The organism is Paenibacillus sp. JMULE4, from assembly GCF_013337105.1.
Taxonomy (GTDB): Bacteria; Bacillota; Bacilli; order Paenibacillales; family NBRC-103111; genus Paenibacillus_G; species Paenibacillus_G naphthalenovorans.
Genome location: NZ_SGWF01000011.1, coordinates 57,492 through 80,809, shown reverse-complemented (window position 1 = coordinate 80,809; position 23,318 = coordinate 57,492). Strand labels below are relative to the sequence as shown.

Annotated in this window: 23 protein-coding genes and 1 riboswitch; of the genes, 8 read left to right on the top strand and 15 right to left on the bottom strand. The window is 51.6% G+C overall.

Annotated features, from left to right (window positions below):
* Window position 1: 1 nt before the first annotated feature.
* A complete protein-coding gene (locus tag EXW96_RS05665) occupies window positions 2-610 on the bottom strand; it encodes a xanthine phosphoribosyltransferase (RefSeq protein WP_174350122.1) in 609 nt (202 codons plus the stop codon).
* A 170-nt stretch (window positions 611-780) separates the two neighbouring features.
* A riboswitch (purine riboswitch) is annotated at window positions 781-884 on the bottom strand.
* A 499-nt stretch (window positions 885-1,383) separates the two neighbouring features.
* Between EXW96_RS05665 and EXW96_RS05660 the strand changes: the two genes are divergently transcribed.
* The 3 genes from EXW96_RS05660 to EXW96_RS05650 all read left to right on the top strand — a co-directional run bounded on the left by EXW96_RS05660 (window position 1,384) and on the right by EXW96_RS05650 (window position 4,908).
* Complete coding sequence (locus EXW96_RS05660) at window positions 1,384-2,601, top strand: cation:proton antiporter (RefSeq protein WP_174350121.1); 1,218 nt, start codon at window positions 1,384-1,386, stop codon at window positions 2,599-2,601.
* Window positions 2,602-2,622: 21 nt separating this feature from the next.
* Entirely contained in the window at window positions 2,623-3,111 is a 489-nt protein-coding gene (locus EXW96_RS05655) for a cation:proton antiporter regulatory subunit (protein ID WP_054818933.1), read from the top strand.
* A gap of 216 nt (window positions 3,112-3,327) precedes the next feature.
* Window positions 3,328-4,908, top strand: a complete 1,581-nt coding sequence (locus EXW96_RS05650) for an IS5 family transposase (protein WP_375256423.1) — start codon at window positions 3,328-3,330, stop codon at window positions 4,906-4,908.
* A gap of 30 nt (window positions 4,909-4,938) precedes the next feature.
* Here EXW96_RS05650 and EXW96_RS27305 read toward each other — a convergent pair whose 3' ends face one another.
* The 4 genes from EXW96_RS27305 to EXW96_RS27300 form a co-directional block, all read right to left on the bottom strand.
* Window positions 4,939-5,310 carry a 4Fe-4S binding protein gene (locus EXW96_RS27305; RefSeq protein WP_254611260.1) on the bottom strand — a complete coding sequence of 124 codons (372 nt, stop codon included), beginning with the start codon at window positions 5,308-5,310 and terminating at the stop codon, window positions 4,939-4,941.
* 24 nt (window positions 5,311-5,334) lie between these two features.
* On the bottom strand, window positions 5,335-5,643 hold the full coding sequence (locus EXW96_RS28495) for a hypothetical protein (RefSeq protein WP_375256446.1): 309 nt from the start codon (window positions 5,641-5,643) through the stop codon (window positions 5,335-5,337).
* A 94-nt stretch (window positions 5,644-5,737) separates the two neighbouring features.
* Window positions 5,738-6,988, bottom strand: coding sequence for an IS21 family transposase (gene istA, locus EXW96_RS05635; protein WP_174350119.1), 1,251 nt, complete (start codon window positions 6,986-6,988; stop codon window positions 5,738-5,740).
* Between the two features lie 398 nt (window positions 6,989-7,386).
* Window positions 7,387-8,010, bottom strand: coding sequence for an FAD-dependent oxidoreductase (locus tag EXW96_RS27300; protein ID WP_254611259.1), 624 nt, complete (start codon window positions 8,008-8,010; stop codon window positions 7,387-7,389).
* 94 nt (window positions 8,011-8,104) lie between these two features.
* On the opposite strand from EXW96_RS27300, the gene glsA reads away from it, so the two are divergent.
* Complete coding sequence (gene glsA, locus EXW96_RS05625; RefSeq protein WP_062409370.1) at window positions 8,105-9,055, top strand: glutaminase A; 951 nt, start codon at window positions 8,105-8,107, stop codon at window positions 9,053-9,055.
* A gap of 76 nt (window positions 9,056-9,131) precedes the next feature.
* Here the strand turns inward: glsA and kduI are convergent, their stop codons facing one another.
* Together kduI and EXW96_RS05615 are read right to left on the bottom strand one after the other, a co-directional pair.
* Window positions 9,132-9,965 carry a 5-dehydro-4-deoxy-D-glucuronate isomerase gene (gene kduI, locus EXW96_RS05620; protein WP_174350416.1) on the bottom strand — a complete coding sequence of 278 codons (834 nt, stop codon included), beginning with the start codon at window positions 9,963-9,965 and terminating at the stop codon, window positions 9,132-9,134.
* Between the two features lie 114 nt (window positions 9,966-10,079).
* Window positions 10,080-10,856 carry a DeoR/GlpR family DNA-binding transcription regulator gene (locus EXW96_RS05615; RefSeq protein WP_174350118.1) on the bottom strand — a complete coding sequence of 259 codons (777 nt, stop codon included), beginning with the start codon at window positions 10,854-10,856 and terminating at the stop codon, window positions 10,080-10,082.
* Window positions 10,857-11,053: 197 nt separating this feature from the next.
* On the opposite strand from EXW96_RS05615, the gene EXW96_RS05610 reads away from it, so the two are divergent.
* Window positions 11,054-12,361: an aminotransferase class I/II-fold pyridoxal phosphate-dependent enzyme gene (locus EXW96_RS05610; protein ID WP_062409371.1), complete on the top strand. Its 1,308-nt coding sequence runs from the start codon at window positions 11,054-11,056 to the stop codon at window positions 12,359-12,361.
* A 73-nt stretch (window positions 12,362-12,434) separates the two neighbouring features.
* Here the strand turns inward: EXW96_RS05610 and ilvA are convergent, their stop codons facing one another.
* Window positions 12,435-13,688 carry a threonine ammonia-lyase IlvA gene (gene ilvA / locus EXW96_RS05605; protein ID WP_062409372.1) on the bottom strand — a complete coding sequence of 418 codons (1,254 nt, stop codon included), beginning with the start codon at window positions 13,686-13,688 and terminating at the stop codon, window positions 12,435-12,437.
* Window positions 13,689-13,870: 182 nt separating this feature from the next.
* On the bottom strand, window positions 13,871-15,127 hold the full coding sequence (locus tag EXW96_RS05600) for an S-layer homology domain-containing protein (protein ID WP_174350117.1): 1,257 nt from the start codon (window positions 15,125-15,127) through the stop codon (window positions 13,871-13,873).
* 331 nt (window positions 15,128-15,458) lie between these two features.
* On the opposite strand from EXW96_RS05600, the gene EXW96_RS05595 reads away from it, so the two are divergent.
* Window positions 15,459-17,084 (top strand): FAD-dependent oxidoreductase, encoded by a 1,626-nt coding sequence (locus tag EXW96_RS05595; protein ID WP_174350116.1) that lies wholly within the window; start codon window positions 15,459-15,461, stop codon window positions 17,082-17,084.
* A gap of 74 nt (window positions 17,085-17,158) precedes the next feature.
* Here EXW96_RS05595 and EXW96_RS05590 read toward each other — a convergent pair whose 3' ends face one another.
* Both EXW96_RS05590 and EXW96_RS05585 read right to left on the bottom strand, forming a co-directional pair.
* On the bottom strand, window positions 17,159-17,698 hold the full coding sequence (locus tag EXW96_RS05590) for a hypothetical protein (RefSeq protein ID WP_174350115.1): 540 nt from the start codon (window positions 17,696-17,698) through the stop codon (window positions 17,159-17,161).
* Between the two features lie 25 nt (window positions 17,699-17,723).
* Window positions 17,724-19,091 (bottom strand): DEAD/DEAH box helicase, encoded by a 1,368-nt coding sequence (locus EXW96_RS05585; RefSeq protein ID WP_174350114.1) that lies wholly within the window; start codon window positions 19,089-19,091, stop codon window positions 17,724-17,726.
* A gap of 148 nt (window positions 19,092-19,239) precedes the next feature.
* Between EXW96_RS05585 and EXW96_RS05580 the strand changes: the two genes are divergently transcribed.
* Window positions 19,240-19,896 carry an MOSC domain-containing protein gene (locus EXW96_RS05580; RefSeq protein ID WP_174350113.1) on the top strand — a complete coding sequence of 219 codons (657 nt, stop codon included), beginning with the start codon at window positions 19,240-19,242 and terminating at the stop codon, window positions 19,894-19,896.
* A 91-nt stretch (window positions 19,897-19,987) separates the two neighbouring features.
* Here the strand turns inward: EXW96_RS05580 and EXW96_RS05575 are convergent, their stop codons facing one another.
* Window positions 19,988-20,782 carry an alpha/beta hydrolase family protein gene (locus EXW96_RS05575; RefSeq protein ID WP_375256445.1) on the bottom strand — a complete coding sequence of 265 codons (795 nt, stop codon included), beginning with the start codon at window positions 20,780-20,782 and terminating at the stop codon, window positions 19,988-19,990.
* Window positions 20,783-20,969: 187 nt separating this feature from the next.
* On the opposite strand from EXW96_RS05575, the gene EXW96_RS05570 reads away from it, so the two are divergent.
* Window positions 20,970-21,227 (top strand): DUF2573 family protein, encoded by a 258-nt coding sequence (locus tag EXW96_RS05570; protein WP_054819604.1) that lies wholly within the window; start codon window positions 20,970-20,972, stop codon window positions 21,225-21,227.
* A 39-nt stretch (window positions 21,228-21,266) separates the two neighbouring features.
* Here the strand turns inward: EXW96_RS05570 and EXW96_RS05565 are convergent, their stop codons facing one another.
* From EXW96_RS05565 to EXW96_RS05555, 3 genes are all read right to left on the bottom strand, one after another.
* Window positions 21,267-22,043, bottom strand: a complete 777-nt coding sequence (locus EXW96_RS05565) for an SDR family NAD(P)-dependent oxidoreductase (protein WP_174350111.1) — start codon at window positions 22,041-22,043, stop codon at window positions 21,267-21,269.
* Between the two features lie 141 nt (window positions 22,044-22,184).
* Window positions 22,185-22,643 carry a chemotaxis protein CheX gene (locus EXW96_RS05560; RefSeq protein WP_054819602.1) on the bottom strand — a complete coding sequence of 153 codons (459 nt, stop codon included), beginning with the start codon at window positions 22,641-22,643 and terminating at the stop codon, window positions 22,185-22,187.
* A 157-nt stretch (window positions 22,644-22,800) separates the two neighbouring features.
* Window positions 22,801-23,253: an NUDIX hydrolase gene (locus EXW96_RS05555; RefSeq protein ID WP_062409378.1), complete on the bottom strand. Its 453-nt coding sequence runs from the start codon at window positions 23,251-23,253 to the stop codon at window positions 22,801-22,803.
* Window positions 23,254-23,318: the final 65 nt, after the last annotated feature.

Genomic DNA, 23,318 nt, shown 5'->3' with positions numbered 1-23,318 from the left:
GCTACATTCTCCCTTGACCTTGATGGCATAAACGATGGTCTTGCACAAAATGAATCTCACCCGGCGACATCGAAGCAATCCGGGCCAAGGAATGTACAAGGACACCCTTTTTTTCCAGCAGACTGCGGCCTTCCTGAAAGCTTTTTTCGATCACGCAGCCTACCCCTACCAGCTCGGCTCCCGATTCTCTTACGATATCGACCAGCCCCGCCAGCGCCGCGCCTGTAGCCAGGAAATCATCTATAATCAGCACTTTATCGCCCGGGCTCAGGTATTTCTGCGAAACGCTAACCTGGTACATTTCTTGCCGGGTAAACGAATATACGGGTGCCGAATACACCTTCTCGGAAAGCGTGACGGCCTTCTTCTTTTTTGCATAAATAAAGGGGACATTCAGCGCAATTCCCGTCGCCATCGCAAACTGAATGCCGCTGGCCTCGATGGTCAGCACCTTGGTTACGGACTTATCGCCGAACAACCGCGCAAACTCCCGTCCAATCTCCAATGCGAGCTGCGTATCCACCTGATGATTCAAAAACGAATCCACCTTCAGCACCGTGTCGGACAGAATCAATCCCTCTTGACGAATACGTTCCATCAATAATTCCATTCTGCGTTTATCGCTCCTTTTCCAACTGAAAAAGGACAGGCTCCTTGAGCAGTTCCTCTCAAGTGAAGCCTGTCCTTCTGGGTTTTTATCCCTTTTGGTGTAACACAAAAGTGTCCGCATCGCTTGGTCCAGCCTTTCTTTCTTTGTAAAATCAAAAAAAGAAACGGAACCCTAGATGCGCTTTCACTCATAGTCGGCCGATTATAGTGGTCGGCCGGTAGAAACTTATGGGCCATATTCCCAAAATTATACGAGTTGTTGTATGAGGTTTTACCTTGTATATAGTACACACTCTTCTCCATCGTTTCAAGAGAAAATTTCACAACATCTGACACATTTCGCCGGTTTGAACATGATAGAACCATCTTGTGGCTTTCTTTAAACGTTGTCGCTTTGAAAACCTCTTTCAATAAGGCTTGTATAAGAGATTGGAAGGACGTGCGATATGGAATTGAACTGGACAAAAGCAGGGAATTTGTTATGATGTTGGTAAGCCCCGAATAGGGGTTATTTTATCGTATGGAGGGATTAGTCATGAGAAAAATAGCGTTTTCGAATCAAGCTTTCGTGTGTGCCATCAGCGGAAACGGGGGTGCTGCCTTTTTTGAACCCTAGGCGTTGCGATGAAGCGCGAAATGGATATTTTTACTGATATTACAACTACTGACGGGTCATACTAAGGCTGTGTCTATACCGGGACAGAATATTTTATGCAGAAGGGGTGAAGACTTTCTTTCAGGTTACCAAGTAAGAAACAACAGGGGGGATAAACATTGGATCATATGATTTTTGAGGTTGGAACCGCATTAATGTTAATTGCAATTGCTTCCGTCATTGCCGGCAAACTAAAGTTCTCCATCATACCCTTTTTAATTATTCTCGGCATGGTCGTCGGCCCGCATGCGCCGACACTCGGTATATTTGACTTTACATTTATAGAAAGCCAGGAAGTGATTTCATTCCTCGGGCGAATCGGGGTTCTCTTTCTTCTATTTTACATAGGACTGGAGTTCTCTGTTTCCAAATTGATCAAATCCGGCCGTAACATTGTTTTTGGAGGAACAGTATACGTTCTATTGAACTTCTCGATTGGGTTAGCTTATGGTTTTTTGGTCAATTTCCCATTGTATGAAACTTTAATCATCGCTGGCATGCTGTCCGTATCCTCTACGGCGATCGTGGCTAAAGTTCTGGTTGACCTCAGACGTACCGGGAACTCCGAAACCGAGTTAATCCTGGGTATGATTTTGTTCGATGACCTTTTTCTTGCCGTATTCCTGTCGGTCATGTCAGGCCTGCTTCTGGGAGGCGCGACATCCATCGGAGGAATCCTTCTTTCTGTAGGGATCTCCATCGGGTATATGCTTTTGTTTTTCCTGATCGCCAGAAAAGGAACTCCTGTATTAAACAAATTGTTAAATATCACCTCAAATGAAATCTTTATTATTGTCGTATTTTCTACGTTATTTTTCATTGCCGGATTCTCAGAAACCTTACATGTAGCCGAAGCGATCGGCGCATTGTTGTTTGGCTTGGCTTTATCCGAAACGGAGCATAGCAAGAGAATTGAGCATCTGGTTATTCCATTCCGGGATTTCTTCGGTGCCGTGTTCTTCTTTAGCTTTGGTTTAAGTATTGATCCTCTAACCCTTGGCAATGCTGCATGGTTAGCTATTGGAGCCGTGCTGCTGACCATCCTGGGAAATATGATTTCCGGAATGATAGCCGGTCGCAAGGCAGGTCTGTCCCATAAGGCTTCTATGAATATCGGGCTTACCGTTATGGCGCGTGGGGAATTTACCATCATTGTAGCTAACTTAGGCGTAGCCGGAGGGCTAATGCCGCTGCTTAAACCATTTTCCGCTCTTTATGTCTTGGTATTGGCAATTGTTGGACCCCTGTTGGCAAAAGAGTCGAAACACATTTATAATGGCATAAATAAAATATTCAAATGGAGCAAGTCACAAGAAAAGCTTAAAAATATGGGGTAATCCGAACGGAGGATATTGATAATGAGTACGATAAGAGAATGCGATCTGCCGGGGATCGGAAAAAAATTCCAGTTGGAAGCGAGATCGGGGGATAAAATGGTGATTGTCATTCATGACGACGGCAGAAGGGAACTATACCATTTCGAAGATGACGACCCGGACAAGACCATCTCCCAGGTCACCCTGGATGACGATGAAGCCAGACAGATCGCGGCTATCATCGGCGGAATGAACTATAAACCCCAAGCGTTGGAAACGATTGAGGTATCCCTAGACGAATTGGTTATTGAATGGTGCAAAGTCGAGTCGCACTTTAAATGCATTAATCAATCTATCGCTGAATTGCAAGTTCGTCAAAGGACCGGAGCCACGATCCTTGCCATTGTGGAGAAGCATCGACAGAAAATCAATCCCGGCCCGGATGACCGGCTGTCGGCGGATATGACGCTTGTTATAGCTGGAGAAAGAAAGCAAATTAAGCTGCTTAAAGATCTCTTAGTGAACGGATAATCAAAGAAGATCAAGTAAATACCAAAAATGGGAAGTACATCCGATTCATGAAGAAAACGGATGCACTTCTTTTTTCTTTGTTAGGTAAATATTTAGGGCTTGCTGAAAAATCAAAAAATCCTTATCTCACAAGGGTTTAGAGGCACTTTTGTCGAATTCATCTGCAAAGAAAACACGGAAAATCGGTAAAAAACCTTGCAGATGGAGTGAGCGAAAGTGTTCGTGCTGAATCGAGATATGGCAGACTTGTTGGAAAACTTCTATTTGCCCTTTGGCGGAAAATTAAATCCAACCAATCGGTGGGTGCAGCTTGCGGCGATCATCCCTTGGGACAAAGTAGAAGAGAAATATGTGAGCTCGTTCAAGTCCCCAGCCATCGGCCAAAAGGCGTACTCGGCACGTATCGCCCTCGGCTCGCTCATCATCAAGGAGCGCCTTGGTTTAAGTGACCGCGAGACCACCTTACAAATCCAGGAAAATCCATATTTGCAGTTCTTCTTGGGCTACACTGCGTATGTCGATGAAGTGCCGTTTCATCACTCCCTGCTCACGCATTTTCGGGAACGGCTCGGCTTGGAAATCCTAGCTGAAGTCAACGACTGGATCGCCCAAGCCGCGCTGCAAGCAGAGCGAGAGGTCGAGGCGAAACCGAAATCGTCCAAGCGAGATCGCGATGACGACGACAACGACGCGGGCGGCTCGCAGCTCACCATGGAGGTAGGGGACGCTTTCTCTATTCCCGAGGAGCCCCCTGTTGTGGCGAAGAAACCCCGCAACATGGCGAAAAAGCTACACGTCCTGCCATCTACAGCCGCACCGACAGCGGAAGTCATGAACAAGGGCACCCTCATGCTGGATGCGACATGCGCGCCTGCGGACATCAAGTATCCGACTGACTTGGGGCTGCTGAATCACGCCCGTGAAATCCTGGAAGACATCATCGACGTACTGCACCGTCCCCATGTCGGAGCGATGGAGAAGCCGCGCACGTACCGCGAGAAAGCCAGAAAATCGTACCTGAGTGTTTCCAAGCAACGCAAGGCATCGGGCAAGGTGATCCGCAAAGCGATCAAAAAGCAACTTGGCTACGTGGGACGGAATCTGCGGATTATTGAAGCCCTCGTGAAGTATACGCCTCTCACGGAACTGAGCAAAAGACACTATCGCCAGCTTCTGATCATCTCGGAGCTCTACCGTCAGCAGCGCGAAATGATGGAGAAGAAGACACATATCGTCGCCGATCGCATCGTGAGTATCGAACAGCCGCATGTACGTCCGATGGTTCGAGGCAAAGCTGGAGCGAACGTGGAGTTCGGCGCCAAAATCGCCGCCAGTCTGGTGGACGGTTACGCTTGGATCGAAACGGCACAATGGGACAGCTTCAACGAGGCAACCACGCTGCAAGCATCGGTGGAAGCGTACAAACAGCGATTCGGGTATTATCCCGCCGTCATTCTAGCCGATAAAATCTACCGCAATCGAGACAACCTGAACTATTGCAAAACGCTAGGGATTCGCCTTAGTGGCCCGAAGCTCGGCAGACCCTCGAAAGAGCAAAGTGAAGTCGCCGATCGTCGGCAAGAGCGCCAGGACGCTGTACAGCGTAATGCGATCGAAGGAAAATTTGGAGAAGGCAAGCGCAAATTGGGCCTAGGTCGCATTCGGGCGCGTGGCGCCGAAACCAGTTTGACCGTCATCGCCCTTCAGTTTCTGGTCATGAATCTGGAGCGGCGACTGCGTGTTCTCTTTTTGCATTTTTTCAGACTGCTTGGGTTTAGAGACTTACGTTGGGTGTAAATGGAACGAATCTTGTTCAGCAAGCCCTATTTATAGTTTTCCGCCTTCAACAACAATTTCATCCGGATTGATTTCAGGACCAAATTCTTTTTTCAGGTATTCGTCATAAAGTTTATGCAAAAACTGCTCTTTCCCTAATGCTTCAAGCTCGCTATTAATCCAATCATTCAATACTTTTTCTTGGGAAGAGATCTCCTGAGGTTCGTGAGTATTATTCAATAAGGGGGAAACATAGAGCGCATCAACTGGACAATATAATTCGCAGATAAAACATGTCTGGCAATCTTCTTGTCTGGCAATAATCGGAATGCTGTCTGATACTTTATCAAACACGTCTGTAGGACATACCCTAACGCATAGATTGCATTTTATGCATCGATCTTCGCTTACAAACTTAATCATTTCTTACATCTCCACTTCTATCGTTTACGGGGCTACCGGCGCTATTTGTATTTCGTCAACTCCATTTAGTAAGAGTCGATAAGGAGTATGCAAGTTTTCGGAGGGATAGTCATCACGTTGATGCATACCGAGTGACTCTTTTCGTTCCAATGCGCTAGCATACATCCATCGCGCAGTAGCTATCATCGAAGCAGTTTCTCTAAGTTTAACTCTAACTCTGGGATCAGCATGATCGTAATGTCCACCTCGAATTACCCTCCATAGTTGGTTTAACTTGCTCATAGATGCTTGCAGCGTTGCTTCTGATCTGAATAAATTTTTTTCAAAAGGAATTACCTCGTCTTGTACAGCCTTTATAATTTCCCTTACATTAAGTGGCTTAATAAGCGTAGGAGTAGAGCTAGACTTTTTACTTCTATATATTTTCTTATCTCCAAATGTTCTGAGAGAGACGGCATATTTTGCCGCCGCTTATCCGTAAAAACTGGGAGTGGGTCACGCTGCGCGGTTTTCGCAGCCAGCCCGCAAACACCTGCGACCAAGGAATGTCCGCTGTCTTTCCGGTGTACGGCCTTGGTACCGTCCGCATCGGTTCATGCCGGTGGTCGAGCACCACAATACGATCCCAAAACAGCTGCGCCATCACTTCTGTACCGGGAGAAGCTTGTCCCAGCAATGGAATGACCGCATCATCCACCTGGATTTCGCCGTATTTGTTCACCACCGCGGTTTGCAGCCGGAATGCTTCGAACGGTTCCTCCGGCAACTGCAGCAGATGCCGTCTTTCTTCTTCCTGCCATAATTCCTCGATCTGTCTCTCTTTGACATAATGGTGGCGTTTGCGATCCTGCTCGGCCTGATCCGTGAAGTGAGCGGTAAGCTGCTCTTGGCTTGTGAACAGCGGAATCGGCACCGCCCAGTTTCGCTTCGAGTATCCGCACTTGGTTTCCACATGTCCTTTTTCATGGCCGCTGTACGGGTTGCAAAACACCGCTTCAAATCGGTAATGGGCGCAGAATCTGCGGAACATGTCTGTCAGCTGCCGTTCACCTTGTTTTTCGATGTGCACGACGGCAGCAGAAAGATTGTCGAACCAGATGCGCTGCGGAACCCCGCCGGTCTGGTCGAAGACCTGTTTCATTGCTTCGAGGAAGCATTCCTGGTTTTCGGACGGCACCGGGTACACAAAGGCCGCATTGCTATACGGGAACGAGAGGACGAACAATTTATAGGAAACCAGCTTCTGGTTTTGGCACACTTCCATGGTCGTGAAGTCTGCTTGTGCTTCACCCGGCGGATGCTCGAGCCGTTCGTACGTTTTGGCCCGTTCCAGTTCCATCTCGGTCCTGCGCCGTTTCACATAGGTGGAAACGGTGCGTTCGCTACCGGGAAACTGGTACTCGTCGCGCAACCGTTGGAAGATACGAGCAGCGGTATGCCGCTGTTTCCGGGGAAGCAATCGATCTTCTTCCAACCAGGCATCAACGATTTCCATATAGGGTCCCATGACAGGGGAACGGCTTTTTCTATTGGTCATCCGGAGGTTCCAGTTGTCCTGATCCGCATATTTTTTAGCGGTTCGCCAGTGGACACCAACCCGATCGGCGATCTCTTGAATGGAGCAACCTTCTGCTTCTCGCAAAAATCTGATATATTGTTGTTGAGGCATTTTCAGCATCCTTTCGAGTCTCTCCTTCGTCAGTCTTAAGCAAACTTAACGATAGGAGGATTTTGGAGTGCTGACAAGTGCCTTTTTTTGTTGCCGATCAAGTCGGCAATTTTCTCGGCATTTTTACGCTGCAATTCTCGGCACTTTTATTTTGCGATAAACAATAGAGCCCCGGTACTTTGGTTGCACAACTCTCGTCTATGAGATTAATGCCACCAGTACCTCGTACAGTCCCTTCAAAGCGGAGTGTAATCGGAAATCGCTCTTGAAACGGATCAATACCCAACCGATCAAAGGCTAAAAAAAAGTTTGGCTGTGCATGTCTCATCGCAACCTTAATATCTTCTGTCGCTTTGTCCAATTTGGCATAAATCGGATTTACCTGCAAAATTTTCGCCTGCGATCGTTTATCTCTTTTCTCTATGATAGAACCGTAAAAATGCGCATCCCCCGGTGGCTATGACAACTGATTTTGCTTTTACTATCCAATCTTCTCCAGTATCCAAATTCACGCCGATTGCCCCGCCAACTCCAGAAAAATCTGCTAGCAGTTCCAAAGCCGGAGAACGATCAAATATTTTAACCCCTGCTTTTTGGATGGTTCTTCTCATAAGACGCATATACTCTGGCCCTTGCAAATTTCTGCAAATTGGAATTCCAAGTTCATCAGTTGGGAATGGATAGCCGAATTGGACTAACTTTTGAGTTCCTGTTTTTGTCTGATCATATAATGTTTCAAGCCAATTACGCTTCGCGAGAGAATTCCCTCTTGCGATAAATTTCTCTATATCTTCTTCTCTTTTTTTTAGGTCTGATCGGACATTCCAAAGACTTGTTCCAGAGGGGGCGGTTGCTCCGCTGCTGCCACAATAACCTTTATCTACGAGTACAACTTTTACGCCTAGTGATGCAGCCGTATAGGCAGCCCACGTACCTGCAGGACCACCGCCAAGCACTAGTACATCCGCTTCATAAATCAAATGATTATCAGAATTGATGAAGAATGGATCCCAAATCCTGTATATTAACAACTTTTAATCCACAACCAGCCTGCGCCGCTGCTCCCATGGAAGCTTTTCTTTCATGTGCAAAAAAGCTATTCTATTGATAAAGGAGGTTTTTGGTTTGAGCAACGAATCCGAATTAAACCAGCTTGCACAGAAGCTGCCCGAATGGTTGGAAGCGAGCCGGAGCGTAACGTCTCAAGGCCGGCCGGCTTCCTATATTCCCGAGCTGGGTCACGCTCCTGCCGATGCGCTCGGGATTACAGTGATGGACGGCAGCGGCCGGGTGGTGACCTCGGGCGACTGCGGCTTGCGCTTTACCATGCAGAGTATTTCCAAAGTGTTCACACTAATCCTTGCACTAATGGATCGGGGCGAGGAAGGCGTATTCCAGAAGGTCGGGATGGAGCCGACGGGCGACGATTTCAACTCCATGCTCAAGCTGGAACTGGTGGAGCCGGGCAAACCGTTCAATCCCTTGATCAATGCCGGGGCTATTGCCGTTTCCTCTTTGATCCACGGAGTCACACCGGCGGAAAAAACGGAACGCATACTCGCTTTTTTCCGGGAGCTTGCCGACGACGCGTCGCTCACATACAACGAAGCCGTGTATCGTTCAGAGTCGTCTACCGCCCACCGCAACCGGTCGCTGGCCTATTTCCTTAAGGATAACCAGGTGCTTACCGAGGCCGACGAGGTAGAGGAAATCCTCGACGTTTACTTTAAGCACTGCTCGATCGAGGTTACCTGCCGTCACGTGGCCCGAATGGCTCTGGTGCTGGCGATGAACGGCACGGACCCGCTGACCGGACGCACATTGATCCCCCGGCGTTACGTGCAGATCGCCAAAACCTTCATGGTTTCCTGCGGCATGTACAATGCTTCCGGGGAATTCGCCATCCGTGTCGGCCTGCCGGCCAAGAGCGGCGTTTCGGGGGGCATTATGACGCTGGTTCCCGGCCGTTACGGCATCGGCGTCATCGGTCCGGCGCTCAACGACAAAGGCAACAGCATCGCCGGCGTACATCTGCTGCAGTCGCTTTCGGTGCATTTCGATTGGAGCATGTTTTAAGCCGCCGGAAGCAAACAAAACACAAGACTCGTCCGCCAAAGCGGTTGAGGCTTGTGTTTTGTTGGTTCATGACGGCTTATCTCAGGTCCTGCATCGCGATCATATCCATATCGGCGAATTCCTGATTTTCTCCGGCCATTGCCCAAATAAACGTATAATGGCATGTGCCGACGCCGCTGTGGATCGACCAGCTCGGACTGATGACCGCCTGCTCATTGCGCACTACGAGATGACGCGTTTCGCTTGGCTCCCCCATCATATGGAACACAACGCCGTCCTCCGGCATATCGAAATAGAGATACGTTTCCGAACGGCGGCTATGCGTATGGCTGGGCATGGTATTCCACATGCTGCCCGGCTTCAGCAGCGTCATGCCCATCACGAGCTGGCAGCTTTGCACGCCGTTCGGATGGATGTATTTATAGATCGTGCGCTCGTTGGATTGGGCGAGGGATCCCAAATGCGCCGGTTCCGCCCGGCCGATCGCTACTTTTTCGGTCGGGTAATGTTGGTGCGCAGGTGCGGAGCTCAGGTAGAAGCGTGCCGGATTCAATGCGTCGGCGCTTTTGAACCATACTTCCCTGTTGCCGAGACCAACATACAAGCCGTCCTTGTTGTCCAGCTCGTACCCGGTTCCGTCCACGATTACGCTTCCCTTGGCACCGATATTGACGATCCCGATCTCGCGGCGCTCCAGAAAATAATCCGCTCCGATATCATGCTTGTCGGCCTCCAGCTTGACCGGCTCTTTTAGCGGGATTACGCCGCCCGTAATCAAGCGGTCTACATGACTATAGACCATGTTCAGCTGTCCGGGAACAAACAAACCCTCCATCAAAAATTGTTTGCGCAAGCGTTCCGTATCGTACGATTTCGTATCTGTCGGATGGGTGGCATAACGGTTTTCCATCATGATATGAATTCCTCCCGATAACGTATTCACTTGCTATTATAATACGAACGTTCATTTCAGTACATATAAATTATTTTTGAACTAAAATGAACTCATTTGAACATATTTTTATTATCCCTTCGTACCCCGGGAACCTCCCTGTTCAATGCGAACGCCTGCCTCCTCATATTTAATCGCCGTTGCTTCAGGCAAACCGCTGTCCGTAATGATGACCGGAATGTCTGAAAGCTTGGCGAACGTAATAAGCGCGCACTTATCGAATTTGCTGTTGTCGGCAACGCAAAACACCTGCTTGGCTGAACGGATCAACGCCTGCTTCTGCTCCATATGCATATACGTAAAGATCGTAAAGCCGTACTCGGGATGGATCCCGGTGGTCGACAGGAAAGCCTTCTGCACGTTCAGCTTCTGCAAAAAACATCCCGCATCCTCGCTGACCAGCAGATTCCGGCTCCGGAAGCCTCCGGGAACGACAAGCCGGATCTGATCCTTCCTGATCAGCTCGCTAATGATGTAAAGATCGTTCGTGATGACCGTGAGCGGTTCATTGTCCAAAAGACGGGCGATTTGCAGCGTGGTGCTGCCGCTGTCCAGGGCGATAATATCGTTAGGCTCTATGAAGGATAATGCGCACATGGCGGCCTCGTATTTTTCATTCGTCTGTTTGCCGTTCGGCGTCTTGTCCGGGAACAAACCGGAATATCCCTCGTTTGCCAGGATCGCACCGCCATGGGTTCGCAGCAGCAGTCCCTTGGCCTCCAGCTTCTCCAGATCCTGACGAATCGTTTTACCCGTTACCCCAAGCCGGGCGGCCAGATCGGCAACGGTCACTTCTCCTTTGGCTATCAGCTGCTCCATTATGCTTTCGTAACGTTTGATGGCTGACATCGGATGCCTCCGCTCCTGCAAATATCGTTTCACCCATCGTAACACAGCTTTCCCGGCAAAACCAAGATGTCTCCGCTTGAAAAAAAACGAAACGTACGCTCCGGCATCCGCGCTTGTAAAAAGCATCGTGACGCTCCCGGGCTAAAATGATATAATATGGGCTAATGCCAAAGAAGAACATGGAAGGAAGAATTAGAATGAACCCACTTGCACGCCAGCTGAACGAAACGATCGCGAAAGAAAACCAGCATGTATACGACATGCTTTCCGATCTTGGCAAGCAAATCTATTTCCCCAAGGTAGGCATTCTCAGCCAATCCGCAGAAGCTAAGGCAAAAGCCAAGAAATTCAACGCTACCATCGGTACGGCGCTGGAGAAAGGCCAGCCGATGCATCTGAAGGTGATTCAAGATACGCTGTCCGCATATAATCCCAAGGACATTTACGAATATGCGCCGCCTGCCGGCAAACCGGAGCTGCGTGCCGCTTGGCGCAGCAAAATGCTCGAAGAAAACCCGTCTCTTCAGGGCAAAAGCCTGGGCAATCCGATTGCAACCAATGCGCTGACGCACGGGCTGAGCATCGTGGCCGATTTGTTCGCCGGACCGGGAGACGCTGTAGTCATCCCCGACAAGAATTGGGAAAACTACGAGCTGACCTTCGGCATTCGCCGCGGAGCCGAGCTCGTATACTATCCGCTGTACAACAGCGAGCGCAAATTTAACGCGGACGGACTCCGTGACGCCCTGCTGGCGCAGAAGGACAAAGGCAAGGCGATCGTCCTGCTGAACTTCCCGAACAATCCGACGGGCTACACGCCGGGACCGGAAGAAGGGCGTACCATCGTAGCGGCCATCAAGGACGCCGCGGAAGCCGGTATCAACGTGGTTGCCGTGACCGATGACGCCTACTTCGGACTATTCTTCGAGGATTCCTTGCATCAATCGCTGGCTGGAGACTTGGCGGATCTGCATCCTCGCGTCCTGTCGATCAAAATCGACGGCGCCACCAAAGAAGAATACGTATGGGGCTTCCGGGTCGGCTTCATCACCTATGCCGGCCAAAGCGACGCCATGCTGGCCGCGCTTGAGCAGAAAACGATGGGCATCATCCGCGCGACGATCTCCAGCGGTCCGCATCCGTCCCAAACGTTCGTGCTGCGCGCGCTGCAATCTCCGGATTTCGATGCGCAGAAGCGGGAGAAATTCGAGATCATGAAGGGCCGTGCCAACCGCACCAAAGCGCTGCTCGACAGCGGCAAATTCGACGACGCCTGGGAATACTACCCGTTCAATTCCGGCTATTTCATGTGCCTGAAGCTGAAGACGGTCGATGCCGAAACGCTGCGCGTCCATCTCTTGGAGCAGTACGGCATTGGCACCATCGCTCTTGGCGAAACGGACCTGCGGGTTGCTTTCTCCTGCATCGAGGAAGAGAATATCGAAGAGCTGTTCGAAACGATCTACCAAGGTGTGCTGGATATTGAGAAGCGCTCCTCCAAATAAAATTCATGAGAAAAAGCCAAGTCCCCCGCTCCGTATGAGCCGGAGGACTTGGCTTTTTTATGCGGGGCGCGGGTCAGATCAGCAAGCTGAACAAATTCGGATCTTTGTTGATTTCGCTGAAACCGAGGCCTCTTTGCTTCATCCTCTCGATCAGAGGACCGTAATCCTCCTTATGCTTCAGCTCGATACCGACCAGAGCCGGTCCGTTTTCTTTGCTCGTTTTCTTTGTATACTCAAATCGGGTAATATCGTCGTTTGGCCCCAGCACATACTCCAGAAACTCCCGCAGGGCACCGGCGCGCTGCGGAAAGTTGACGATGAAGTAATGCTTCAAGCCCTCATAGATAAGCGACCGCTCCTTAATTTCCTGCATCCGGTCGATGTCGTTGTTGCCACCGCTGATGACGCACACCACGTTCTTGCCCGCAATCTGTTCGCGGTAGAACTCCAGCGCCGCAACCGGGAGCGCACCCGCAGGCTCCGCTATGATCGCGTTCTCGTTATACAGCTCGAGAATCGTCGTGCAGACTTTGCCTTCCGGCACTACGACAATATCGTCGACGACCTCGCGGGCGATGTCGAAGTTGATCTCGCCGACCCGCTTGACGGCTGTGCCGTCTACGAACTTGTCGATCTCGCCCAACGTCACGATCTCCCCCGTATCGATCGACTGCCGCATCGAGGGCGCACCGGTGGCTTCGACACCGATGACCTGCGTTGCAGGGCTGATGCTTTTGATATACAAGCCCAATCCTGCAATCAGACCGCCGCCGCCAATGCCGGCAAACACGTAATCGGCCTGCTCCCGCATGTCGTTCATCAGCTCCAGACCTATAGTTCCCTGTCCCGCCACTACCTTAGGGTCGTCGAACGGGTGAATAAAGGACATATCTTCCCGGTCGCAGTAGGCCAAAGCCTCCCTCAGCGAATCGTCAAACGTATCGCCGATCAGCAGAACTTCTACGAACGGGCCTCCGAACAGCTTCACTTGTGAAATCTTCTGCCGCGGTGTCGTTGTCGGCATGAAAATTTTCCCCGGTATTTGCAGCGCCTTGCAGGAATAGGCGACACCCTGCGCATGATTGCCGGCGCTGGCGCACACCACGCCTTTTTGCAGCTTCTCTTCGGGAAGACTGCGGATCATATTATAGGCACCGCGTATTTTGAACGAACGGACGACCTGAAGATCCTCCCGTTTCAAATAAACGTTACAGCCGTATTTCTCGGACAGGATGAAATTTTTTTGCAGTGGGGTGTGTTGGACAACATCCTTCAGCACGTGGCTGGCAACGATAATGTCCTCGAGCTTGATGTGTTGTGCAGTCATTTGGGCGCTTCCTCCAACGTTTATCACCATATTTTCCTACTAATTATACACCTAAAGAAGATCGTGTCCACCCTCGCGTCTTTACCGGCAAAAAAAGAAGAGCCCTTCACCAAGCGCCGGGCGCTGAATGAAGGACTGCAGTTTCATGTAATTCTAACCTTTTTTCTGATCTGATCTGTCATCTATCGAATAATGATGGTGTGTACGATTTGGTTTTTGCCTCTCAGCTCGAGCGAGCGGCCTGCAGTCAGCAAGCTGAGGTCACCGGAAATGTACAGCTCGGGAGATACGCCGTATACCGCAGACTGAACTCCGCCGTTTACCGACTGATTAATGGAAATGGTGGCAAGCTGTCCTTTGGAATTCAGCGTGTAGTTGTTCAGCGTGCCGGTTACCGTGAAGTCCACGCGCTGCTCGGAGTCATTCGTTTGGTTCAAAACCTCAACATAAATGGCTTTCCCGTTATAGGTGCGGATCAGCACTTGATCTCCCGCGCGCAGTTCCGTCGCCGCTACTTTGGCGCCATTGCGGAAAATAAAGGCGTTTGCGTCGAGTTCAACATTCACCGTTGTGTTGTTTTGCAATTTGACCGGGAGCAGGTTGTTGCTTACCGCCGCATTGACCGTTCCTTTTACGGAAGTACGATCCGGCAGTTGGGTTCCCGTACGGTCAAGCAGCGCTGCGAGCTCGGCGCGGGTTACGGGCTTGTAAGGACGGAACGTATTGTCTTCATAGCCGTCAATGAGATTTCTCTCCAATGCAACCGCTACGTAACCGACCGCTCCGGCAGGGATTTGCTTAGCGTCCTTGAAAGGCAGCTGCGCGTTCATTTTCGCCTTGGCTTCATCCTGGAGCTTCAGCGCTTTGACAAGCAGCATCGTTGCCCAGAGACGATCCGCTTCTTTCTCCGGCTGCACCTTGTCGTCCGTCTCCAGGAACAGGTCGTTTTGCAGCGCTACCGAAACATAGCCAGTCGCCCAAGGGTAGTCTTTTTTAATTTTGTCGGCATCTTTGAAGTTCAGGTTGGCTTGCTTCGCCGCATCGGATTCGGCTTGATCTCTGAGACCCATCAAACGGACTGCTGCTGTAATCGCTTCAATGCGGGAAATCGTTTTGCGCGGCTGGAAGGTGCCGTCCTCATATCCTTCAAATACGCGCTTGGATGCCAAACTTGCTATGTATCGTGCCGCCCACTCGACGTCTTTTCCTTTCAAGTCGTCAAAGCTCAGTTTAATATTGACATTGATGTCTTTACCGGCATATTTTTTATCATCATTTTTCTTATTATCATAACGGAACTCATAACGATCTTTCCAATCGTCGTTCTTGGCCTTATCGCGTTCTTTACCTTTACCGTCGGCAAACGCGGCGGTAGAACCACCCAGCACCATAGCCAGAGTCAATGCGGAAATAACCGTCTTTTTAAATGTTGTGTTCATCGTCATTCTCCTTTGAAGGTTTTGTTTTGTCGACAGGCGCAAGCCGCACCGTCCAGACAAAAGACCGGCGAACGGCGGCATCCCGTAACGCTGGATAACGCTTGTCCGGACGCCACTTCGTAAAGCGGGTGCACGCATGTCATGTAGTCTTGTGTAGAGGATGATCTCAGAACCTTCGCGAAGAGTTCCTTGCTTCACCAAATCATTTCGCCGCCTCAAAAATGTTTGTGGGGGTGCTTTTGCCCAACCTTGCCAAAAATGATAAACTTAACAGAGCAGAAACGATAGAAATATGGAGCTTGAACCCCATCGATTAAAGGAGCGAATGTGTTTGAGGAGGAATGCCAAAGAAAGAAACATGACCGCCCTGCTGGCGGTTCTGGCACTGGCCATCCTTGCGGCGGTTTATGCTTTGGCCATGGGCGGCGGCACGGGCCCGCCGAATATGGCGTCAACATTACCTGAGAGCGTGACCCCTGTTAACGGGCCGATACCACCCCCTTCGGAACCGGACCCGAATTCCTCCCTCACAAGTGAACAGGCGGACGTCGTCATTATCGGCAGTGAGTTGGAGGGCCTCTATTTGGCCCGTGCCGCCGCGGACGAAGGGCTTAAAGTAAAAGTTCTCGATACCCGCGACGCCTTCGGCGGACAAGTGCTGCAGGGAGAAATGCTCTTTTTGGACGAGACCCGCGACGACGCGCGCCGTCTGCTGGTTCAGGGACGAGCCAAGGAGCTGTTCGACGGCTTTCGTAACGGAAAAATCCGCAAGCTCAATGAATTCCAGCAATATTTTGATAAGCTTATTCAAGGCATTCCTGTAGAGCAGGGCATCCGTATCGACAGCATCGAACAGCTTCAGGGACAGTTCGGCACCCATAGGGTGGGAGCGCTTCAATACACCGACAGGGAAGGCCAAAAGAAACGGATTGAGTCTTCTTATTGGGTGGAGAATACCGATTACGCCGCGATGGCGAGCAGGCTTGAGGTGACCCGTCTGCCGGGACTGGAACAGTTCTACGGACAAAGCCGGATCGAATATATGAGCTCCGGCATGATGATGAAGTTTAAAAACGTCGACTGGACGAAATTCCAGCAGCATTTTAACCGTTTGACCCCGCAGGAACGCAGCCAAAAGTACGGTTACGGTCAAGTCGATCACAGCTATGCGATCGGACTCACGGGGATGACCAACAGATACAAGCCGACCAACGATCGCGTCTTTCTTCGCGGACTGAATGCGGTTCATCAGCGGGATGGCGAAGTGATCATTAATGCGTTCCTGATTTATACCGTCGACCCCTCCGACGACAAGTCGGTCGCCGAAGCGATGGAGCTCGGCAAAAGGGAAATTCCGCTGATTCTGGACCATTTCCGCAAAAACATCGTGGGCTGGGAACATGCGGAGCTGAACGGCTTCCCGAACTACTTGTATATTCGTGAGTATAATCACTACGAAACCGATTATGTGCTCAAGCCTTCGGACATGCTGGGGGCCAACATGTTCTGGGATAATGTCAGCATCGGAGGCTATCCGCTTGATCTGCAGGGCACCAGTGCGAATAAATGGGGCATCGAGATGGGCCGTCCCGACAAATACGGAATGCCGCTGCGCAGCTTTCTGCTCAAGGATTACGATAACGTGATCATGGCCGGCAAAAATGTCGGAGCCTCCGCCATCGCTTTCGGCAGCGCGCGTATTCAGCCGAACACCAGTCTCGCGGCGGAATCGATCGGCGTCATCCTAGGCCAAATTCAAGGCAAAAAGAAGCTGCGCGAAGTGAATGAAGCCGACATGTCAGCGCTTCATGACTATCTTGCAAGCAAATATGCGATCAAGCTGGCCGGTGTGACCGGCAACAACAAGATCGCCGGTTGGACGGCGGATGAAATCGCCAAGCTGGATACGGGCGAAATCGTCTACGCCCAGTATGTAAAAAAGCGAAAGCAGCCATAAATGGCTGCAGCATAAAAAACGGACCTTGACGGGTCCGTTTTTTATTCATCTGGCGTGGGTTGTTATATTTTGCGCTAACGTATATTAAAACCTAACCTGACCGTAGAACCCTCAAAAGCTACCTCACGAATCCTCAACTGCTTCGGCAAATCGGCGTTCAAGTCCAGCTGCAGCGGATCGAGCCGAAACCATTCAAGCGGAACGGATATTCCGCGAATCTCGGTGCCGGTATGGACCGCCGTCAAATAGGGCTCCGTCCAGCTCAGCTTAAACCACAACCTGGCTCCCGCCTCAAGCCGCTGCCTCACAAGCAGATTCACGTCAGCGGATAACCGCTCGTCTTGCAGCGCAAACGCAGCTCCCGTCACCAGTACACCCGGATGCAGCTCAGGTCTTGCCGAGAGCGCCTGCTTCAGCAGATCGTTTACCTCACGCCCGGTCAGGACCATCTCCGGCCTTCGGGTCGACAGCATCGCCGTCAGCTTACCCCGTAAATCCGGCTGTACGTAAGACAGGTCGAGCGGCTTGGCCGGACGAACGTACCATGCCGCACCCGCTGCTAGAAGCGCAAGTATGACGGCCAAGGCCGCGAGCCGTTTGATGAACACGATCACTTGAACATCCCACCCCGGTCTTTCGTTACGGCTTCCGGTTCTCCTGCTGCTTCTCCTTCAGCCACCTCGGAGCGCCCTTGTTTTTGCGGTCGCGCTCCCTCTCCGGCTTCCGTTTATCAGGCGCCTTCCGCCCGGCCGGCGCGCCCTTGGCGCTCACCCTGGCAGACTTGCCCTGACCCGGACCCGCCGGCGCAGCTTCGCCGCCCGGCCCTTTGCGCTCTGCGGGCTTCTTTCCCCCCCGGTGCGGTCCTCTCTCCGGCCTTGGATCGATTACTTTGCCTTGATACATCGCTTTCTGTTTAATTTCAATACCGAGCGCCCGGGCAAATTTGTCCATGATAAACTGCTCCCGCGGCGTAACGATCGACAAAGCCAGTCCCTTCCGCCCCATCCGGCCCGTGCGGCCCACGCGATGCACATAATGGTCCGCATCCACCGGCGGGTCCAGGTTGATGACATGCGTTACCTGCGGCAGATCCAGACCGCGTGCGGCGACGTCGGTAGCCAGCAGCAGCTGGAATTTGCCCGCCCGAAACGCCTGCATGACATTGGCCCGGTCCTGTTTGGACGCTTCGCCGTACAGACCTTCCACGGACAAGCCGACATACTGCAGCTTGGCCACCGCCTCACCGATATTGTCCGTTTCGTTGATAAACACGATCGCGGCCTTCGGGTTATACAACCGGACAAGCCTGCGCAGCGTGTCAATCTTATCCCGCTCCTCACAGACGAAATACAGATGCTCCAGCATCTCCGACGTACGCTGCGCCGGATTGACGCGCACATAGGCCGGATCATTCATCCAGCGGTCGATCACGTTCTGAAGCGGGGCCGGGAGCGTCGCCGAGAAGAACATAAGCTGCCGGTCGCGGAGCATGCCTTTGAACAGCGCCTCGACCTCCTGCATCGAACCAAGCTCAAACACCTGGTCCACTTCGTCGACAACCACCGTGCGAATCCCGTGAAGCTTCAATTTTTTCAGCTTGACGAGCTCATATACGCGGCCGGGGGTACCGACCACGATCTGGGGCTTCAGCTTGAGCTTGTCGATTTGCCGTTCGATGGAAGCTCCGCCGATCAGCTGCTGTACCCGAATCCCGCTGTCCTTCGTTAAATCCCCCAGCGTTGCGACGATCTGCATGCCAAGCTCCCGGGTCGGTACCAGCACCAGCGCCTGTACCTCCCGCACCGACTCCTCCACTTTGTGCAGCAGCGGCAGGGAATAGGCAAGCGTCTTTCCCGTTCCCGTCTGCGACTGGGCAACAATATCCCTTCCTTGCAGGGCGATCGGTATCGCCTCCGCCTGAATCGGCGAAGGCTCGGTGATGTCCAGCTCCTGCAGCCGTTTGACATACGCCGGAGCAATAGGTAAAGAAGCAAAGCCCGTATTCATTCCATCATCCCTTCTGCATCTCTCGTTTTCCTAGTATACCAAATTGCAGCTTTAATTTCTCTTGTGTATCTTCCGGCCGGGAAAAATGAATTGATCCATACCGGACAAGCGCGATATAATACCCCTAATCAAAGGAAGGAAGGTATCTATGAGCATCGATATCGTGTCCATTAACACAGGACTGCCAAAGACCGTTTCCTATCATCAGAAAGATCTTCTTACGGGGATCTATAAATATCCTGTCTCAGGACCGGTTTTTTTGACCCGATTGCATTTTGAGGGAGACGGACAAGCGGACCTTGTCCATCATGGAGGAGCGGACAAGGCCGTTTGCGTATATCCGCATGAACATTATGCTTACTGGGAGTCCGTCATGGGCCAGCCTTTGCCGCCGGCAGCCTTCGGAGAAAATTTGACGATCCGCGGGTTGACGGAGGAGCAGGTTTGTATCGGGGATACGTTCCGTTTAGGCGAGGCGGTCGTTCAAGTCAGCCAGCCGCGTCAGCCGTGCTTTAAACTTTCGGTCAAACTGGGCAGACCCGATATGCCTCTGCAGGTTCAGAACACCGGATATACGGGGTATTACTTCCGCGTTCTGAAAGAGGGCCGGGTGAGTAAAGAAAACGGGCTTATTCCCGTCGGCCGGCTTTCCAAGCCAATCACCATCGCATACGCCAACCGTATCATGCATCAGGAGAAAACGAATTGGAAGGCCATGGAGGAGCTGCTTCAGGTGGAAGAGCTGTCGGCCAGCTGGAAGGAGACGTTTCGTGCAAGACTCGAGGGCAAAAGCGGCGGCTCCTGAGAAAATCAGCGGTCGCAAGCCCTGGAGCCCATAAAAAAACACCTGCACCGATCACCGAAGCAGTGCAGGTGATGTATGTCATCTTGACTCCCTATGCCCTGAAACGGTTCATCTCCTCCTGTTTTCGTTTAATCCAGGCGAATACGGCATCCAGCGCACGCTTATCGTCCTCTTTCGGAAACCGGTGCTCCAAGCCTTCGTACAGCTCCATTGCGTAGTCCTTGCCCGCCCGCTCCAGCGCCGCGGCGAGCTTGCGCGCATGGGATACGCTGACCTGCGTGTCGTTTGTCCCGTGGACGATCATCACAGGCACCTTCACCTGCTCGGTCCAATATACCGGCGAACGCCGCTCATACGCTTCCGCCTGTTTCCTCGGGTGCCCCACGACTCTTTTGAGCATCCGCCTGAGATCCACACGCTCTTCGTAGGTGTCGAACAAGTCGCTCACGCCGCCCCAGACGACAACCGGACCGACGTCCGGACATTCCTTGGCCGCCTGCATCGCCATGATCGCTCCTCTGGAGAAGCCGATCAGCGGAACCGGACCGGGCACCGTTTCCGGCAGAGACTGCATGAGCTTCACCGCATGGTATACGTCGAACCGGTCCTCTCCGCCGAAGTCCTCCCGGCCTTCCCCGCCTTCATTGCCGCGATAAAAGGGGGCGAACACCACATACCCCCGTCTGGCCAAATCGAAAATACGCCGTTTGCGCACCATTCCGACCTTGCGGATTCCGCCGCGGCAGTAAATTAGTCCCGGTCCCGGAACCCCTTCTTCCGGAACGGCCAAATAGCCCTTGACCTTCAAGCCCTGACTGATATAGGTCAGCAGATACAGCTTGATCCCTTTGACCAGGCTTCTCAGGGGTTCACGCTCCACCAGCATGCCATCCTCCGGGACGCCGGCACATGCGCCTTCCGCAGGCAGCGCCGTTTTCCGCCCGGCAGGCTTGTCCTCTCCGCATTCCGTACTCCCTTGCGTTTTCGTTTGCATGCTTCTTCACTCCGTTTTTGACACTATGGTAACTTCAGGATAAACTATGATGTAGTATGACCGGAAAGGTGGGTTTTCAATGAATTCACGATTTACGGAAGAGTTCGACGGGCTCGTGGAGAAGTTCTCCGAGCTTGTCACAGGCGATGCCTCTCCCGAAATGGTAGAGAAAATAAAAGTATGGTCGATTTACAACCACATACATAAAACCATGCCTGCTCTGACCAGCCACTGGAATCAGCTGCATCCCGAAGGCAAAGCCGAGATACGCAAGCTGTTCGAGGAAGTGCGCAGCCTCCATCTCAAGCTGAAAGACGAGAATCAGAAACAGGAATAGACGGGCTTAGGCCTCGCTGGAATAGACGGCCTCTTCCTCCTATTTTTTATTCAACAGCCGATAGGCGATCTTATCGAACAAACGCGGGAACAGCTGGTACAGCTTCACTCCGAAGGCCGCCATAAACGGTATGTTCACTTCCGGCGTCCGGCGTTTGATCGCCGTGAGCACTCTCTGAACCACCTGCTCCGGCTTTAGCATAAACCATCTGACGTTATTCACGTAATGTCCGGTAGGGTCGGCCCGGTCGAAGAACGGTGTGTCAACCGGTCCCGGATTGATCGCGGTCAGATGAACGCCGGTACCGACAAGCTCCTGCCGCAGACAGTTAGTGAAGCCCAGCACCGCATGCTTTGAGGCCGAATATCCGCTGGATTTGGCCGATCCGATCTTACCGGCCATAGAAGCAATATTCACGATATGTCCGCTGCCCTGCTTCAGCATGTGCGGCAGCACGGCCTTCGTACAGCGGACGACCCCCATGTAGTTGACGTCCATCATGCTCTCGATCTCGGACAAATCCGCATGAATAAAGGCTTCGAACACGCCGTATCCGGCATTATTGATCAGAATGTCGATACGTCCGTGCTCGGCGATCACCCGTTCCATCGTCCCGGCCACCTGTTCCCAGGAAGTCACGTCAAGCACATAAACGCTGTGCGAACCGTTGATGTGAGAGGCGATTTCCACCAGCTTTTTCTCCGAACGCGCCATCAGAACCGGAATTGCGCCCAGAGCGGCCAGCCTCTGCGCCATCATAGCCCCTATACCGCTCGAAGCGCCGGTAATCACCACGATTTTGCCTTGAAAGTCCATTGTATGTATGCCCCCTTAGCACACCTGCTTGACATTGAAAGAAAGAAAAAAGCGAAAGCTCTTCACGGCCCGTACGGTCCGGAATGAAGCCTTCGCTATCAGCTTACACGTAATTTAGCTATCATTTCAACTGCATGATCATTAAGCAATCAGCACTTGAATGTCCAATTCCCCGATCCCATCCATAATAAGCGGAATGGTGAGCGCTCTCTTTGCATCAAAGCCTGCCGCGTTCGCGGATTGCATCAGCTTTGGCGGCGTAATGTCTACGCGTACCCCTTGATTGTATAACATCGTACTGGCATTGCCGCTGATCATATTGCCGAGCTCCGATATGGCACTTTTGCTCATATCATCCATCTCGGTAATGAGAAAGCCTCCCATCATTGCGGAAACGACTTTCAACGCCACTTCTTCGTGAAGCCCGAATACGATGTCTCCTTCCATCTGCCCGGTCATCCCGATTTGAATCCAGATGTAGTTTTCAACAAGTTTCACTTCCTTGATGCCGAGCTGACCGGTGGACGGCCGGATATTGGCGACTTGCTCAATAACGATTCTAGCCGATTCCAAGAACGGATTGATGAGCTCTGCCTTCATAACATTAATGGTCTCCTTTTTTCGGCAATTTTCTTCGAAATCATAGGACTTTTTTCGTTACTTCATTATACCCAAAGCAGTACGATAAGTATAGAATAATGTCCTGTTTCGTGTGAAAATTCACAGTTTATAGACGATTAGACTCAGGAATTTAGTTTCATTCCACGATTTCATCCCATCCGTAGCTGTCATAGAAGACACCATCAAGCACATTGCGGATCGCCTTACGCACATGAGGGATCGTGTCATCCGGCAGCCGATCCAATGGAAACCATCCCATTTCGGAGCATTTATCCGGCTCCTTGTTCACCGGTTCCCCTTCCCACCGGTTCACCTTAAGAAAGAAATCGATCCACTCTCCCTTATCCGACAGCCGATGCATGACGCAGGCTACCTCCAAATCCTCCGGGCTTAGTTTTATGCCGCTTTCTTCCTCCGCTTCCCGCACCGCCGCACGCTTGACTTCCTCGTTTCCGTCCAGCTTCCCGGCAACCAGACTGAGTTTTCCGTCCTCATACCCTGTATTGGACCGTCTCAGCATCAGAATTTTCCCATTCCGTATGAATAACATATATACTGCACTGTTGACTTGAAACCATGGTTTGCTCATAAGCTGCCTCCACACCGATGTTCATTGCCATTACCGAACAGGACCTGCCGAACATCCATTTTTAT

What these genes read in the sequence shown, in the direction of transcription:
- EXW96_RS05665 (WP_174350122.1), bottom strand. Translation starts at nt 610, where the DNA reads ATGGAATTATTGATGGAACGTATTCGTCAAGAGGGATTGATTCTGTCC.
- EXW96_RS05655 (WP_054818933.1), top strand. Translation starts at nt 2,623, where the DNA reads ATGAGTACGATAAGAGAATGCGATCTGCCGGGGATCGGAAAAAAATTC.
- EXW96_RS27305 (WP_254611260.1), bottom strand. Translation starts at nt 5,310, where the DNA reads ATGATTAAGTTTGTAAGCGAAGATCGATGCATAAAATGCAATCTATGC.
- istA (WP_174350119.1), bottom strand. Translation starts at nt 6,988, where the DNA reads ATGCTGAAAATGCCTCAACAACAATATATCAGATTTTTGCGAGAAGCA.
- kduI (WP_174350416.1), bottom strand. Translation starts at nt 9,965, where the DNA reads ATGGAAAACCGTTATGCCACCCATCCGACAGATACGAAATCGTACGAT.
- EXW96_RS05615 (WP_174350118.1), bottom strand. Translation starts at nt 10,856, where the DNA reads ATGTCAGCCATCAAACGTTACGAAAGCATAATGGAGCAGCTGATAGCC.
- EXW96_RS05610 (WP_062409371.1), top strand. Translation starts at nt 11,054, where the DNA reads ATGAACCCACTTGCACGCCAGCTGAACGAAACGATCGCGAAAGAAAAC.
- ilvA (WP_062409372.1), bottom strand. Translation starts at nt 13,688, where the DNA reads ATGACTGCACAACACATCAAGCTCGAGGACATTATCGTTGCCAGCCAC.
- EXW96_RS05600 (WP_174350117.1), bottom strand. Translation starts at nt 15,127, where the DNA reads ATGAACACAACATTTAAAAAGACGGTTATTTCCGCATTGACTCTGGCT.
- EXW96_RS05585 (WP_174350114.1), bottom strand. Translation starts at nt 19,091, where the DNA reads ATGAATACGGGCTTTGCTTCTTTACCTATTGCTCCGGCGTATGTCAAA.
- EXW96_RS05580 (WP_174350113.1), top strand. Translation starts at nt 19,240, where the DNA reads ATGAGCATCGATATCGTGTCCATTAACACAGGACTGCCAAAGACCGTT.
- EXW96_RS05575 (WP_375256445.1), bottom strand. Translation starts at nt 20,782, where the DNA reads ATGCTGGTGGAGCGTGAACCCCTGAGAAGCCTGGTCAAAGGGATCAAG.
- EXW96_RS05570 (WP_054819604.1), top strand. Translation starts at nt 20,970, where the DNA reads ATGAATTCACGATTTACGGAAGAGTTCGACGGGCTCGTGGAGAAGTTC.
- EXW96_RS05565 (WP_174350111.1), bottom strand. Translation starts at nt 22,043, where the DNA reads ATGGACTTTCAAGGCAAAATCGTGGTGATTACCGGCGCTTCGAGCGGT.
- EXW96_RS05560 (WP_054819602.1), bottom strand. Translation starts at nt 22,643, where the DNA reads ATGAAGGCAGAGCTCATCAATCCGTTCTTGGAATCGGCTAGAATCGTT.
- EXW96_RS05555 (WP_062409378.1), bottom strand. Translation starts at nt 23,253, where the DNA reads ATGAGCAAACCATGGTTTCAAGTCAACAGTGCAGTATATATGTTATTC.